The organism is Paraburkholderia diazotrophica, assembly GCF_900108945.1.
Taxonomy (GTDB): domain Bacteria; phylum Pseudomonadota; class Gammaproteobacteria; order Burkholderiales; family Burkholderiaceae; genus Paraburkholderia; species Paraburkholderia diazotrophica.
In genome coordinates this window covers 81,747-95,056 of record NZ_FNYE01000008.1, presented here as the reverse complement: position 1 = coordinate 95,056, position 13,310 = coordinate 81,747, and the positions used below count along the sequence as shown (strand labels likewise).

Genomic DNA, 13,310 nt, shown 5'->3' with positions numbered 1-13,310 from the left:
TCGGAAACGAAGCGTTGAACGGTCAGGACCCGTGCGCCTCGAATGCGGCCGCCGCCCTGCCGAGCCGATCGTTGACGGCGATCCATTCGATCGTATCGGGCAACTTCTCGATCAGGATGCGCGACACATTGGCGCGATCCAGCGCACGCAGCAAGCCGTACAGGTCGCGCGCATAGAGATGCGGATCTTCCGGCGCGGCGACGAAATGCACGCCGTCCGCCTCGGCCCAGCGCCCCGCACGCGAGACACGCGCGACCAGCGCGACGCGCTCGTCGGGTGCTCGCGCGGCGAGCATCGGCTCGAGCACGTCGAATGACAGCAATGCGAGCGGCGTGCGCGGCGCATAGTGCGCCTTCAGCGTGCCGGATGCGCGCGGCGCGCTCGCATCCGTTCCATCCGGCAAACGCGGCATCTCGCCGAGCACGTCGGCGATGTCTTGCGGCGTCACGTGACCCGGGCGCAGCAGCGCAGGAAAACCGCGCGACAGATCGATGATCGTCGATTCGATACCCACATCCGACGATCCGCCATCGAGCACATGAATCGTATCGCCGAACTCGTCGCGCACATGCTGCGCGGTGGTTGGGCTGACATGCCCGAAACGGTTCGCGGACGGCGCGGCCACGCCGCCATGTCCGCTGCGCAGCGCGCTGAATGCTTGGAGCAACGCCTGTGCGACAGGATGCGACGGACAGCGCAGCCCGACCGAATCCTGGCCGCCGCTCACGGCAGCCGGAATGTGCGCGGCGCGCTTGAGAATCAGCGTAAGCGGACCCGGCCAGAACGCATCGATCAGACGCTGGGCATCTGATGGCAGTTGCTCTACCCAATAATGAGGATCGCCGTTCGGCGCGAGATGCACGATGACGGGATGATTCGCCGGCCTTCCCTTCGCCGCGTAAATGCGCGCGACGGCCTCGGGACTCTCCGCATCGCCACCCAGCCCATAGACCGTTTCCGTAGGAAACGCTACGAGTTGTCCCGCATCGAGCAGCGCCGCTGAGTACGCGATCTCATCGGCGCCGACGTGCGACGCGGTGTCGGCAGGTTTCGTTTGATCCGGCATGAGGGCTACCGCTCAGCTAGTCGGGATATGCAGCAGACGCGCGCAGTCGCGGGCCGCCGCGCGCGCATGTTCGAGCGTCGCGGCCGTGAAGTTCACATGGCCCATCTTTCGGCCAGGACGCGCATCTTCTTTCCCATACAGATGCAGACGCGCTTCCGGCATCGCGGCGACTTCGTGCCACGGCGGCGTGACAGCGGCGCTCGGCCTTTCGCCCTTCGCGTTGACGGGAAACCACACGTCGCCGAGGATGTTCAGCATGACGGCGGGCGAATGCTGGCGCGTGTCGCCGAGCGGCATGCCCGTCATCGCGCGCACCTGCTGCTCGAACTGGCTCGTCGCGCAGGCGTCGACCGTGTAGTGGCCGGAGTTGTGCGGACGCGGCGCCATTTCGTTCGCGACCAGCGTGCTGTCTTCGAGAATGAAGAACTCGACGCACAGCACGCCGACATAACCCAGTTTGTCCGCGATCTGCAGCGCGGCCAGTTGCGCCTGTTCGACGAGCGTTGCGTTGGCGTCGGGTGCGGGCACGATGGTATGCGACAGCACGCCATGACGATGCGTGTTCTGCGCGAGCGGATAAACGGCCGACGAGCCGTTCGTGCCGCGCGCGATCAGCGCCGACACTTCGAACTTCAACGGCAAGCGCTTTTCGAGCACGCAAGCGACGCCGCCCAGCGACGCATGCGCCGCGCGCACCTCCGCTGCGTTGCCGACGCGCACCTGGCCTTTGCCGTCGTAGCCGAGCCGGGCCGTCTTCAGGATGCCGGGCAGCACGGCTTCGAGCGCGGCATCGTCGAGCGCGGCAAGCGCATCCGATGATTCGATCACGACATGCGGCGCAACAGGCACGCCCGACGACGCGATGAAGCGCTTCTCCGCGATGCGGTCCTGCGCGACGGCGACGCAGCGCCCTGCGGGACTCACGAACGTCGTGCGCGCGAGGAAATCGAGACATGCCGCCGGCACGTTCTCGAACTCGGTCGACACCGCCGCGCACAGCCGCGCGAGTTCGGTGAGGGCCGCTTCGTCGCCATAGGCCGCGCGCAGATGACGATCCGCGACGGCGCCAGCCGGACTGTTTTCATCCGGATCGAGCACGGCGACGCGATAGCCCATCGCCTGCGCGGCGAAGCAGAACATACGGCCGAGCTGGCCGCCACCGACCATGCCGAGCCATGCGCCGGGCAGAATCGGTGATACCGGAGTGTTGTCTGGATTCATCTTGGTGGTCTGTCGCGGCCGATGTGGGATCGGCCGGTCAAAGCGTTGGACTGCGTTGAACTTCTTCGGGTGCTAGGCGCTGCGCATCTATAGTGCTTACAGTGGCGGCAGCGTCATCGCGTGAGCCGCTTCGTTCTGGCGTACGCGGAATGCGGCGAGCTTCTGCGCATATTCCGGCAACGTGCCGCTCAACATCGACACCGCGAACAGCGCCGCATTCGCCGCGCCTGCTTCGCCGATCGCGAACGTCGCGACGGGCACGCCTTTGGGCATCTGCACGATCGAGTGCAGCGAATCGACGCCCTTCAGATACTTGCTCGCCACAGGCACGCCGAGCACGGGCACCGTCGTCTTCGCGGCCAGCATGCCGGGCAGATGCGCCGCGCCGCCGGCGCCCGCGATGATCGCCCGCACGCCGCGTTCGCGCGCGCTTTCAGCATAGGCGAACATTTCGTCCGGCATGCGGTGTGCCGAGACGACCTTCGCTTCGTACGGCACGCCGAATTCCTGCAGAACGGCGACCGCGTTCTTCATGACTTCCCAGTCGGAACTGGAACCCATCAGCACGCCGACGAGCGGCGCGTCATGCGTATGTGCTGTCTGAACTTCACTCATGATGTTGCTTGTTCCGTGTGCGTGGCGCTCAAGCGAGCTTCTGGCCCGTCAGACGCTCGAGCGCTTCCTGATACTTCTGCGCCGTCTTCTCGACGACTTCGTCCGGCAGCTTCGGCGCGGGCGGCTCCTTCTTCCACGGCTGCGTTTCGAGCCAGTCGCGCACGAACTGCTTGTCGAACGACGGCGGGTTCGTGCCGACCTGGTATTGATCGGCCGGCCAGAAGCGCGACGAATCAGCCGTCAACGCTTCGTCCATCAGATAGAGCTGGCCCTTGTCGTCGAGACCGAATTCGAACTTCGTGTCCGCGATGATGATGCCGCGCGTCGCTGCGTAATCGGCGGCTTCCTTGTACAGACGGATGGAAATATCGCGGATCGTCGCCGACAGTTCCGTGCCGATGCGGCGCTCCATCTCTTCGTACGTGATGTTTTCGTCGTGGTGGCCCATCTCGGCCTTCGCGGCCGGCGTGAAGATCGGCTCGGGCAGCTTCTGCGCGTTTTGCAGGCCCTCGGGCAGCGTCACGCCGCACACGGCGCCCGTTGCCTGATAGTCCTTCCAGCCGCTTCCCGCCAGATAGCCGCGCACGACGGCTTCGACGAGAATCGGCTCGAGGCGCTTCACGACGACCGCGCGGCCCTTCACCTGCTCGACTTCATGGGGCGCGACGACGGTTTCCGGCGCGACGCCCGTCAAGTGATTCGGCACGACGTGCTTGAGCTTGTCGAACCAGAAGTTGGCCATCTGGTTCAGCACGCGCCCTTTGCCCGGAATCGGCTCGCCCATGACCACGTCGAACGCGGACAGACGGTCCGTCGTGACAATCAGCAACTGGTCGTTGCCCACCGCGTAGTTGTCGCGGACTTTGCCGCGGCCGAGCAGCTGCAGCGAGCGAAGCGTGGATTCGTAAAGGGTAGACATCGTCGTGATTCGCAAAAAGGGGGCTGAAAAACGGCCCGGAACAAAAGGGAAACGCCGTTCCCCGGATCATGCGGGAACGGCGATCGGACGACAACCTGGCCAGATGGCCAGACGCCTGATGCTCGTGCGGCGCGCGAGCGGGGCCAACCCCCGCCCGTCTGCCGCTTAGCGGACGACTTGCGCGAGCTCGCCCGCCTTGTACTTCTCGGCCATCTTGTCCAGCGAGATGGGCTTGATCTTCGACGCCTGGCCTTCGCAGCCGAACGCCAGATAACGGTCCACGCAGACCTTCTTCGCGGCTTCGCGAGCCGGCTTCAGGTAGTCGCGCGGATCGAACTTCGAACGGTTCTCGGCCATGTAGCGGCGGATCGCGCCCGTGATCGCAAGGCGCAGATCGGTGTCGATGTTGACCTTGCGCACGCCGTTCTTAATACCGTCCTGGATTTCCTCGACGGGCACGCCGTAGGTTTCCTTCATGTCGCCGCCGAATTCGCGGATTTCCGCAAGCAGTTCCTGCGGCACCGACGACGAACCGTGCATCACCAGGTGCGTATTCGGAATGCGCTGGTGAATTTCCTTGATGCGCTGAATCGACAGGATATCGCCCGTCGGCTTCTTCGAGAACTTGTACGCGCCGTGCGACGTACCGATCGCGATCGCCAGTGCGTCGCACTGCGTGAGCTTCACGAAGTCCGCTGCCTGCTCGACGTCGGTCAGAAGCTGCTCGCGCGTCATCGTGCCTTCCGCGCCGTGGCCGTCTTCCTTGTCGCCCTTCATCGTTTCCAGCGAACCGAGCACGCCCAGTTCCGCTTCCACTGTCACGCCGATCGAGTGCGCCGCTTCGACGACCTTGCGCGACACGTCGACGTTGTACTCGTACGACGCCACCGTTTTGCCGTCGGCTTCGAGCGAGCCGTCCATCATCACGCTCGTGAAGCCGCTGCGGATCGCGGCCATGCAGACGGCCGGCGACTGGCCGTGGTCCTGGTGCATCACGACGGGAATGTGCGGATACGATTCGATGGCCGCTTCGATCAGATGGCGCAGGAACGGCTCGCCGGCGTACTTACGCGCGCCAGCCGATGCCTGCATGATCACGGGCGCGTTGACCTGATCGGCCGCCGCCATGATCGCCTGCACCTGCTCCAGGTTGTTTACGTTGAATGCCGGAAGGCCATAACCGTGTTCGGCGGCATGGTCCAGCAGTTGACGCATTGATACGAGAGGCATTGATGTACTCCTTAGATTGAAACGAATCCTGTGCCGGCGGCATCTATTTATGCAATTTCATGCAATTTTATCGTGAAGCAGAACGTGTCCCGAGCGCACCCTTCCCAAACTACGTGCGCCGCCTCTCTTCCGGGGACACGGCGCTCTGCTTCACGCGCGCCGTTCGGCTCGCCGTCGCGGTTCCATCATGGTTCCGCTACGGCTCGTGTTTCCTCGCTTTTACAGCGTGCCAGTAAAAATCAGACCGGCTCGCCGACGCGCACGATCTTCAGCGTGTTCGTGCCGCCCGCCTGGCCCATCGGCTCGCCGACCGTCAGCACGACCATGTCGCCGCGCGCCGCATAGCCCTTGCCGACGACCACTTCGAGCGCCTGCTGGAGCGCGATGTCGCGGTCGCTGCTGGTGTCGAGATGCAGCGGATTCACGTTGCGGTAGATCTGCATCGCGCGCTCGCTGCCCTCGCGCGGCGTGAGCGCGAAGATGGGCACGTGCGTCCAGTGACGCGACATCCACAGCGCCGTCGAGCCCGACTCCGTCAGCGCGACGATCGCTTTCGCGCCCAGGTGATACGCGGTGAAGAGCGCGCCCATTGCAATCGACTGGTCGATGCGCGTGAAGGTTCGGTCGAGGAAGTCCTTGTCCAGTTCGACGTGCTCGGACTTTTCGGCTTCGACGCAGATCGCGGCCATCGTTTCGATCGTCTGCACCGGGTACTTGCCCGCCGCCGATTCCGCCGACAGCATCACGGCGTCCGTGCCGTCCAGCACCGCGTTCGCGACGTCGGAGACTTCGGCGCGCGTCGGCACGGGCGCGTTGATCATCGATTCCATCATCTGCGTGGCCGTGATGACGAACTTGTTCGCCTCGCGCGCCATCTTGATCATGCGCTTTTGCAGCGCGGGCACGGCCGCGTTGCCGACTTCGACGGCGAGGTCGCCGCGCGCGACCATGATGCCGTCCGATGCTTCGAGAATGCCTTGCAACGCCGGAATCGCCTCGGCGCGCTCGATCTTCGCGATCATCTTCGGCTTGATGCCGTACGGCGCGCCCGCGATGTTTGCGAGCTGGCGTGCCATTTCCATGTCCGTCGCGTTCTTCGGGAACGACACGGCGACATAGTCCGCGCCCAGCGACATCGCCGTGCGGATATCCTCCATGTCCTTCGCGGTCAGCGCGGGCGCGGTCAGGCCGCCGCCCTGGCGGTTGATGCCCTTGTTGTTCGACAGGTCGCCGCCGATCTTCACGACGGTATGAATCTCGTTGCCGATCACGCGCTGCACGCTCAGCACGATCAGGCCGTCGTTCAGAAGCAGCGTGTCGCCGGCCTTCAGGTCGCGCGGGAGGTCCTTGTAGTCGAGGCCGACACGCTCTTCGTTGCCGAGCTCACAGTCGGCGTCGAGGATGAAGGTGTTGCCGACGACCAGCGTCGCCTTGCCGTTTTCGAATTTGCCGACGCGGATTTTCGGACCTTGCAGGTCGGCCATGATGCCGACTTCACGGCCTGCCTGCCGGGCCGCTGCACGCACGAACTCCGCGCGCTGACGGTGATCGTCAGCAGTGCCGTGAGAAAAGTTGAGGCGCACCACGTCGGCGCCCGCTTCGATCATTTGCTGCAGGATTTCCTGCGTGCTGGAAGCCGGCCCGATGGTTGCGACAATCTTGGTGGCGCGATGCATGAGTCTCCTCGTTTGGATGAGATCGCTGGGATGAACGTCAGGAGTCGGATGCGGAGGCTGCGCAACGACAGGTGCTACATGGGGTGGTGCGCCGTTCGTTCCCTTCGAACCTTGAAGGCCCGGCGTCGTATCGTGGGGGACTGCTGCGAAATCATGAACCTGCGCATGAACTTGCGCATAAACCCGCGGCGACGGCTGATCGGCCGCGGACAAAGACTCATCATCGGCTTCGGTGCGCGAGGCGGGAGACACCGTTGCACTCGAACCGGCCTCTGCTTGCGCGTCTGTCGCTGCGTTTGCGGCGACGGCTTCCGTGGCCAGTTCCGTATTCTGTTCCGCTCGATCTGCGCGATCTGGGCGTTCTGCGGCAACGGCTGCGTCCTGTGCCGCTGGCGCGCTCGCGGAAGGTTGCGAAGCCGCCCGCGCGGCGGCCTCGGGTTGCAGCGCTTTTGCGGAGCGCGCTGCGCGCCCCCCTGCCGCTGCCGTGCGCGACGCGTTGCGCGTCTTCTGAGGCTTGTTGGGGGAGCGCGTCGCCATTATCAGGCCCGCGATTCCAGCACAGCGACTGCCGGCAGCTTCTTGCCCTCGAGGAACTCGAGGAATGCGCCGCCGCCCGTCGAGATATAGCTGACCTTGTCGTGGATGCCGTACTTGGCGATGGCCGCGAGCGTATCGCCGCCGCCCGCGATCGAGTACGCCGACGACTTCGCGATCGCGTCGGCCAGCGTCTTCGTGCCGTTGCCGAACTGGTCGAACTCGAACACGCCGACAGGGCCGTTCCAGACAATCGTCGCCGCCGTTTCCAGCTGCAACGCGAGCGCCTTTGCCGTTTCCGGTCCGATGTCGAGGATCATGTCGTCGTCTTGCACATCGGCGACCTTCTTGATTTCGGCCTTGGCCGTCGGCGAAAACTCCTTGGCCGTGACCACGTCGCTCGGAATCGGCACCGACGCGCCACGCGCCTTCGCCGATTCGATGATCGCCTTCGCTTCGTCGACGAGATCCGCTTCGACGAGCGACTTGCCGATCTTCAGACCGGCCGCGAGCATGAACGTGTTCGCAATGCCGCCGCCGACGATCAGCTGGTCGACCTTGTCGGCCAGCGACTTCAGGATGGTCAGCTTGGTCGACACCTTCGAGCCCGCGACGATCGCCACGAGCGGACGCTTCGGCGAACCAAGCGCTTTGCCGAGCGCTTCGAGTTCGGCGGCGAGCAGCGGGCCCGCGCACGCGATGGGCGCGTATTTCGCGATGCCGTGCGTCGTCGCTTCGGCGCGGTGCGCGGTGCCGAACGCGTCGTTCACGTAGACGTCGCAGAGCTTCGCCATTTTCTGCGCGAGCTCGTCGGAATCCTTCTTTTCGCCTTTGTTCACGCGGCAGTTTTCGAGCAGCACGACCTGGCCCGGCGCGACGTTCACGCCGTTCTCGACCCACTGCGACACGAGCGGCACATCGCGGCCGAGCAGTTCGGTCAGGCGCTTCGCAACGGGCGCGAGCGAGTCTTCGGGCTTGAAATCGCCTTCCGTCGGGCGGCCCAGGTGCGACGTGACCATGACGGCCGCGCCAGCGTCCAGCGCGGACTTGATGGCGGGTACTGATGCGCGGATACGGGTGTCTTCGGTGATGTTGCCGGCGTCGTCCTGTGGCACGTTCAGGTCGGCGCGGATGAAGACGCGTTTGCCGGATAGCTTGCCTTCGGCGATCAGATCGGAGAGACGCAATACCTGTTTCATGATTCGTATGCGAGTTGATTGGAAGGCGGTGCGGACGCTGCGCGAACGGCCTCTCGCGAACGGTGCCGGCGGCTTCGCGCGTGTTCCGGGAGACGGCTATTTTAACCGATCGACAGACCGATCTAACCCGTGGCGCGAGAATCCCGGTATTTGGCGGCGCCAGCGGGGCCCGGCACGTTATTGCACCGCAACATCCCCGCGCGCGTCAGAAGATCAGCCGCAACGCCGTGAACACGAGCATTCCGACGACGATCGTGCCCAGCATCGTGCGCCGCCAGAGGAACCACGCGAGGCCCGCGAGCGTGCCGTACAGCTCGTGGTTCGACAGCGCGACGGACACGCCGCCGTCCGTCACCAGCACGTCCGGCACGACGACGGCCGCGAGCGCCGCGGCGGGCGCGTAGCGCAGCATCCGTTGCGCGCGCTCGGGCAATACCGTGCGCTCACCCCCGATCAGAAACAGCGCGCGTGTCAGCGCTGTGACAAACGTCATGCCGATGATCGCGAGCCAGATCTGCAGCGTGGTCATCGCGGGTTCTCCGTGCTGTTGCGGATGCGGCGCAAGTCGGCGCGCTCGACCATCGCATCGGCGGCGCTGCCGGCGACGATCGCCGTCAGGACGGCGAGCGGCAGCGCGAGCCGGTACGGCAGGTCGAACGCGATCAGCGCGACGATGCCCGCGACGCTCACGGCCGCGAGCGTCGAGCGCGACGAGATCGCCGACACCATCACGGGAATCAGCGCGAGCGTGCCCGCGAGCGAAAGGCCCCAGTTATCGGGAAAGAGGCTCGCGAGCAGAATGCCGACGATCGACGACACCTGCCACGACAGCCAGCTCGAGACGGCCATGCCCCAGAAATACGCTTCCTTGCCGGGCACGTAGCCCGTCTGGAAAGCCTTCTTCTGGAACAGCAGATAGATGACATCGCCGTTGAAATAGCCGACGAGCAGCCGCCGGTGCAGCGGCAGATACGAAAAATGCGGCGCGAGGCCGGCGCTGAAGATAATGAAACGCGTGTTGACCATCGCGGCCGTCAGCAGAATGGTCCAGACGGGCAGCTTGGCGAGCATCAGCGGCAGCACGGCCAGTTGCGACGAGCCCGCATAGACCAGCAGCGACATGCCGAGCGATTGCGGCACCGTCATCACCGATTTGCTCATCGCGATGCCCGTCACGAGGCCCCAGGAGAAGATCGCCATCAAGGTCGGCGAGTAGGCGCGCATGCCATCACGGAAGGCACGGCGATCGGGATCGGACAGACGAGCGAGCATGAGGCGAAGGCAATGCGGCGCGAGGAACGCCGCGACGGCTGTAGGTCAGCGCCAGATCGTGAAGCAGCCGCTGGCGCATGCGGTTTTGTTTTCAGCGACCGCCGGATTATAGCGTCCAGGGTGCCCGCGAATGCCCGTTGCCTGTGCAAATGACGGTAAAATATCGCGTTTGCCGCGTGTCCCCGGCGCATTGTGTAGTCGGCGCGCCACGCGCATCGCGCGTCACAACAAGTCCGTACACGTTGGAACGTTAGAACCCGAACCCGCACTGCCTGGAGAACCGTATGTCAATGGCCGACCGCGACGGCAAGATCTGGATGGATGGCAAGCTCATCGAATGGCGCGACGCCAAAATCCACGTCCTCACCCATACGCTGCACTATGGTATGGGCGTCTTCGAGGGCGTGCGCGCGTACAAGACGGTCGACGGCGGCACGTCGATCTTCCGTCTGAAAGAGCACACGAAGCGCCTGCTCAACTCGGCCAAGATCTTCCAGATGGACGTTCCGTTCGACCACGAAACGCTCGCCGCGGCGCAGCGCGAAGTCGTGCGCGAGAACAAGCTCGAGTCGTGCTATCTGCGCCCGATCATCTGGGTCGGCTCGGAAAAGCTGGGCGTGTCGGCGAAAGGCAATACCATTCACGTCGCGATCGCCGCATGGCCGTGGGGCGCGTATCTGGGCGAAGACGGCATCAAGAAGGGCATCCGCGTGAAGACGTCGTCGTTCACGCGCCATCACGTGAACGTGTCGATGGTCCGCGCGAAGGCGTCGGGCTGGTACGTCAACTCGATCCTCGCGAACCAGGAAGCCACCGCCGACGGCTACGACGAAGCGCTGCTGCTCGACGTCGACGGCTATGTGTCGGAAGGCTCGGGCGAGAACTTCTTCCTCGTGAACAACGGCAAGCTGTACACGCCCGACCTGTCGTCGTGCCTCGACGGCATCACGCGCGACACCGTCATCACGCTGGCGAAGGACGCGGGCATCGAAGTGATCGAAAAGCGCATCACGCGCGACGAAGTCTATACGGCCGACGAAGCGTTCTTCACCGGCACGGCCGCCGAAGTCACGCCCATCCGCGAACTCGACAACCGCACGATCGGCTCGGGCGCGCGCGGCCCGATCACGGAAAAGCTGCAATCGGCGTTCTTCGACATCGTGAACGGCAAGAGCCAGAAGTACGCACACTGGCTCACGAAGATCTGAATTCCGCAGGCGCGGCGGCAGCCACACGTGAAGGCAAACGCCAGCCGCGCCTGCTTTTTGCATACAACGAGAAAGTCCCTATGAGTGAAATCAAGGAAATGCCGCTGGTCGAACTGTCGGCGAAGGATCTTCCTGCGTACTGCCCGAACCCGTCGATGCCGCGCTGGAGCAACCATCCGCGCGTCTTTATCGACGTGACGCACGGCGAAGCACGCTGCCCTTACTGCAGCACGCGCTACAAGCTGCGCGACGGCGAAGTGATCAAAGGTCACTGATTCGCGCGCCGCTTCGTCTGCGGCACGGGCTGCGGCGTCACGCGTCGTTCGGCAATCCGCGCGGGAAGCCGGACTTCCCGTCACGCATGCCGAAATAGCCTGAGCCGCAGTCCACTGTTCCTGACAATCCCGGCCCCGCGCGCCTCGTGCGCGCGGCGCTTTATTTTCGACATCGGAAACTCCCCCTGATGCGTCGCGCGTTGGTTATCGCACCGAACTGGATCGGTGACGCATTGATGGCGCAGCCTTTGTTCGCGCGCCTCGTGAAATTGCATCCGCGTATCGCGATCGACGCGGTCGCGCCCAGCTGGGTCGCGCCCATCCTCGAACGGATGCCTGAAATCCGCGACGTCTACGCGACCGATCTCGCGCACGGCAAGCTGCAGATGTTGCGCCGATGGCAACTGGCGAGCGATCTGCGCGACGTCGGCTATGACGCTGCGTACGTGCTGCCGAATTCGCTGAAGTCCGCGCTGATTCCGTGGATGGCGGGCATTCCGCTGCGCATCGGCTATACGGGCGAAAGCCGCTACGGTCTGCTGAACGTGCGGCACGGAAACCCGCGCAAGGACGAGCGTCCGCCGATGGTCGGCAAGTACGCGGCGCTCGCCTACGCGCCCGGCGCAAAAGTGCCCGACGACCTGACGCAGCCCCGGCTCGATGCCGACCTGAACGAAGCGGCGCGCGTCTCGAGCCGCTTCAACCTGGACACGCGCGTGCCGCTGCTGGTGTTCTGTCCCGGCGCCGAGTACGGCCCCGCGAAGCGCTGGCCGCCCGAGCATTTCGCGGCGCTCGCGCAGATGGTCGGCCAGTCGTTTCCGTACACGAAGATTGTCGCGCTCGGCTCGCCGAAAGACGCGCCCATCGCGCAGGCGATTGCCGACCGTGCGCCGAACGTGCGCAACTTGTGCGGCCAGACGGCGCTCGGCGAAGCGAGCGCGCTGATCTCGCGGGCGAGCGCCATCGTGACCAACGACTCAGGGCTGATGCACGTCGCAGCGGCGCTGCGCCGTCCGCTCGTCGCCGTGTACGGATCGACCGATCCGCGCCACACGCCGCCCTTGTCGGACCTCGCAAAGGTACAATGGCTGCATCTCGAGTGCAGTCCGTGCTTCCAGCGCGAATGCCCGCTGGGTCATCTGAACTGCCTGCGGCAACTGAGCGCCGAACAGGTATTCGACGATCTGCGCGGCATGCTGCTCGCGCAGCGCTGAGCGTTCGGGCCGCGCCGCCTGTCGAAACGCCTGTTGTGTGTTCGGCTGGAAAGCGTCGCGGGCAGGTCGGCGGCCATTGGTCGTGTCTTGTGCGAAGCGCGCCGCGTCCGCTCGATGCGTCATGCTCGCGTCATGCTCGCGTCTTGCAGCGCGGGCATGCTGGCGGATGGCCTTGCAGGCGCGCTGGGAAAGGCCCGGAAAATCGCCTGAAAACAGGCCGGGAAGTTGACCTGGAATCGACTTGGTATCTACCCGGAAGCGGCCCGGAACTGTTCTGGAGAAGGCGTGGAAAAAGCCTGTGCATCCGCGCCACGAGCCAGCCTGCGCGAACGTTGCCGCCGACGGCACGAGATGCCGACCACTGACCCGCAACCGCGCGCCTTGCGCGCAAGAGACTGACGAGCCATGCCACGTTTTGCCCACATCTTCGAAGCCGCTGCGGACACGTTGAACGCTTACTACCAGGCGGTCGCGGAGGTCAATATCGACAGCTTGATGGGCCTGTGGATCGACGAGGAATTCGTCAGCTGCATCTGCGCCGATGGCTCGCATCTGCACGGCCTCGACGCGATTCGCGCGGGCCTCACGCTTCAGCTCGAAGCACAGCCCGTGTCGATCGAACCGCTCGACATCCGCGTCTACGACAGCCTGGGCACCGTCGTCTATGCGATTGCCGAAGCGCATCGTCCGGCGGACCCGGCAGCCATTCCGTCGATGATCTTCACGACCTATGTGATGGTCCACGAGCGCGGCGAGTGGAAGATCGCGCATATCCACGCGAGTGCGATGCCGAACGAAACGGCCACGCAGTTTGCTGCCAAAATGAGACATGGTCAGGGCGCGCTGCACTGACGCGCGCCGCGAGACCCGCTTTGCCGAAG

The 13,310-nt window shown here is 64.7% G+C and carries 13 protein-coding genes; 4 read left to right on the top strand and 9 right to left on the bottom strand.

The features are described 5' to 3' along the window. Window positions 1-22: 22 nt before the first annotated feature. From BMW76_RS12995 to BMW76_RS12955, 9 genes are all read right to left on the bottom strand, one after another. Window positions 23-1,066 (bottom strand): L-threonylcarbamoyladenylate synthase, encoded by a 1,044-nt coding sequence (locus BMW76_RS12995; protein WP_090865543.1) that lies wholly within the window; start codon window positions 1,064-1,066, stop codon window positions 23-25. Between the two features lie 12 nt (window positions 1,067-1,078). Continuing rightward, on the bottom strand, window positions 1,079-2,287 hold the full coding sequence (locus BMW76_RS12990) for a 5-(carboxyamino)imidazole ribonucleotide synthase (protein WP_090865542.1): 1,209 nt from the start codon (window positions 2,285-2,287) through the stop codon (window positions 1,079-1,081). A gap of 96 nt (window positions 2,288-2,383) precedes the next feature. After that, on the bottom strand, window positions 2,384-2,902 hold the full coding sequence (gene purE / locus BMW76_RS12985) for a 5-(carboxyamino)imidazole ribonucleotide mutase (protein WP_090865541.1): 519 nt from the start codon (window positions 2,900-2,902) through the stop codon (window positions 2,384-2,386). A gap of 28 nt (window positions 2,903-2,930) precedes the next feature. Continuing rightward, complete coding sequence (locus tag BMW76_RS12980; RefSeq protein ID WP_090865540.1) at window positions 2,931-3,821, bottom strand: phosphoribosylaminoimidazolesuccinocarboxamide synthase; 891 nt, start codon at window positions 3,819-3,821, stop codon at window positions 2,931-2,933. 165 nt (window positions 3,822-3,986) lie between these two features. Further along, complete coding sequence (gene fba / locus BMW76_RS12975; RefSeq protein WP_090865539.1) at window positions 3,987-5,051, bottom strand: class II fructose-bisphosphate aldolase; 1,065 nt, start codon at window positions 5,049-5,051, stop codon at window positions 3,987-3,989. A gap of 239 nt (window positions 5,052-5,290) precedes the next feature. After that, window positions 5,291-6,727 carry a pyruvate kinase gene (pyk, locus tag BMW76_RS12970; protein ID WP_090865758.1) on the bottom strand — a complete coding sequence of 479 codons (1,437 nt, stop codon included), beginning with the start codon at window positions 6,725-6,727 and terminating at the stop codon, window positions 5,291-5,293. A gap of 539 nt (window positions 6,728-7,266) precedes the next feature. After that, the gene (locus tag BMW76_RS12965; protein ID WP_090865538.1) at window positions 7,267-8,460 is read right to left on the bottom strand and encodes a phosphoglycerate kinase; all 1,194 of its coding nucleotides are present in this window, start codon (window positions 8,458-8,460) and stop codon (window positions 7,267-7,269) included. A 205-nt stretch (window positions 8,461-8,665) separates the two neighbouring features. Next, window positions 8,666-8,989, bottom strand: a complete 324-nt coding sequence (locus BMW76_RS12960) for an AzlD domain-containing protein (RefSeq protein WP_090865537.1) — start codon at window positions 8,987-8,989, stop codon at window positions 8,666-8,668. After that, window positions 8,986-9,732 carry an AzlC family ABC transporter permease gene (locus tag BMW76_RS12955; protein WP_090865536.1) on the bottom strand — a complete coding sequence of 249 codons (747 nt, stop codon included), beginning with the start codon at window positions 9,730-9,732 and terminating at the stop codon, window positions 8,986-8,988. The genes BMW76_RS12960 and BMW76_RS12955 overlap by 4 nt, the downstream gene beginning before the upstream one ends. A 284-nt stretch (window positions 9,733-10,016) precedes the next feature. Between BMW76_RS12955 and BMW76_RS12950 the strand changes: the two genes are divergently transcribed. The 4 genes from BMW76_RS12950 to BMW76_RS12935 all read left to right on the top strand — a co-directional run bounded on the left by BMW76_RS12950 (window position 10,017) and on the right by BMW76_RS12935 (window position 13,281). After that, window positions 10,017-10,940, top strand: a complete 924-nt coding sequence (locus BMW76_RS12950) for a branched-chain amino acid transaminase (protein ID WP_090865535.1) — start codon at window positions 10,017-10,019, stop codon at window positions 10,938-10,940. An 80-nt stretch (window positions 10,941-11,020) separates the two neighbouring features. Further along, the gene (locus BMW76_RS12945; RefSeq protein WP_007590092.1) at window positions 11,021-11,215 is read left to right on the top strand and encodes a zinc-finger domain-containing protein; all 195 of its coding nucleotides are present in this window, start codon (window positions 11,021-11,023) and stop codon (window positions 11,213-11,215) included. Between the two features lie 188 nt (window positions 11,216-11,403). Further along, the gene (gene waaF / locus BMW76_RS12940) at window positions 11,404-12,429 is read left to right on the top strand and encodes a lipopolysaccharide heptosyltransferase II (RefSeq protein WP_090865534.1); all 1,026 of its coding nucleotides are present in this window, start codon (window positions 11,404-11,406) and stop codon (window positions 12,427-12,429) included. Window positions 12,430-12,834: 405 nt separating this feature from the next. Continuing rightward, on the top strand, window positions 12,835-13,281 hold the full coding sequence (locus BMW76_RS12935) for a nuclear transport factor 2 family protein (protein ID WP_090865533.1): 447 nt from the start codon (window positions 12,835-12,837) through the stop codon (window positions 13,279-13,281). Window positions 13,282-13,310: the final 29 nt, after the last annotated feature.